This is a genomic window from Rhizobacter sp. P2_H2, from assembly GCF_056403375.1.
Genome location: NZ_JBFUFP010001140.1, coordinates 1 through 1671 on the forward strand (window position 1 = coordinate 1; position 1671 = coordinate 1671).

Consider the following 1671-nt stretch of genomic DNA (forward strand, 5'->3'; position numbering starts at 1 on the left):
AAACCAGTCAGCGCAGGGGAGTCTTCGCCCCCCCGGGGGCGAAGACCGGCGCGACGGCGAGCCCCAGACTCCCCGCTCGCGCCTTCCGCGTCGATACGCGAACGAACGAACGAACTACAAAGACGCCCTCCGCAAATCCAGCGTGAACGGGAAGTTCGGGTTGCGCTCGTCCTTCGGCAGCACCATCACCCCCGGCGTGTGGCCGACGCGGAAGAAGCGCGCCAGCCGCCGCGCCTCGGCCTCGTACGCATTGACCGGCGCGGTGTCGTAGTTGCGCCCGCCCGGGTGCGCCACGTGGTACTGGCAGCCGCCCAGCGAGCGGCTCATCCAGCTGTCGACCAGGTCGATCGTCAGCGGCGCATGCACAGGAATGCTCGGGTGCAGCGCCGACGGCGGGTTCCAGGCCCGGTAGCGCACCGCACCGACGAACTCGCCGACCTTGCCGGTCGGCTGCATCGGGATCGCGCGGCCGTTGCAGGTCAGCACATGGCGGTCGCCGACCAGCCCGGTGGCCCGCACCTGCAAGCGCTCGACCGACGAATCGACGAAGCGCACCGTGCCGCCCGGCGCGCCCTCCTCGCCCATCACATGCCACGGCTCCAGCGCCAGCCGCAGCTCCACCTCGGTGCCCATCGCATTGAAATCGCCCAGCCGCGGGAAACGGAAGTTCAGGTGCGGCGCGAACCACTCCGGCTTGAACGCATAGCCGAACTGGTTCAGCTCCTCGAGCACGTCGCACAGGTCCTGCCAGATGAAATGCGGCAGCATGAAGCGGTCGTGCAGCTCGGTGCCCCAGCGCTTCAGGCGCGGCGGCTGGTACGGGCGCTGCCAGAAGCGCGACACCAGCGCGCGCATCAGCAACTGCTGCGTCAGGCTCATGCGCGCATGCGGCGGCATCTCGAACGCACGCATCTCCAGCAGCCCGAGCCGGCCGGTCGGGCCGTCGGGCGAGTACAGCTTGTCGATGCAGAACTCGGCGCGGTGCGTGTTGYCGGTCACGTCGATCAGCAGGTTGCGCATCAGCCGGTCGACCAGCCACGGCGGCGTGTAGCCGCTGCCTTGCGCCGCGATTCGTTGCAGCTCGGCGAACGCGATCTCGATCTCGTAGACCGAATCGTTGCGTGCCTCGTCGACACGCGGCGCCTGGCTGGTCGGGCCGATGAACAGCCCCGAGAACAGGTAGCTCAGCGCCGGGTGGTTGTGCCAGTAGCCGACCATGCTGGCCAGCAGGTCGGGCCGGCGCAGGAACGGCGAATCGGCCACGGTGGCGCCGCCCAGCACGAAGTGGTTGCCGCCGCCGGTGCCGGTGTGCCGGCCGTCCACCATGAACTTCTCGGTCGACAGCCGCGTCTCGTGCGCCGCCTGGTACAGGTGCGTGGTCTGCTCGACCAGCTCGCCCCAGCTGTGCGCCGGGTGGATGTTGACCTCGATCACGCCGGGGTCGGGCGTGACGCGCAGCGTCGACAGGCGCGGGTCCTTCGGCGGCTCGTAGCCTTCGAGGATCACCGGCAGCTTCATCTCGAGCGCGGTGTCCTCGACMGCGGCGACCAGCTCCAGGCAATCCTCCAGCGCGGTCGCCGGCGGCATGAAGACGTAGAGCCGCCCGCCGCGCGGCTCGGCGCTGATCGCGGTGCGGGTGACCCAGCTGGCCGATTCGTTCGCGGCGGGGAC

Annotated in this window: 1 protein-coding gene; it reads right to left on the reverse strand. The window is 69.8% G+C overall.

Annotated features, from left to right (window positions below):
• Nucleotides 1–114: 114 nt before the first annotated feature.
• Nucleotides 115–1671, reverse strand: a 1557-nt coding sequence (locus AC1D15_RS30910) for a transglutaminase family protein (RefSeq protein ID WP_477829040.1), incomplete at its 5' end; no start/stop codon positions are given.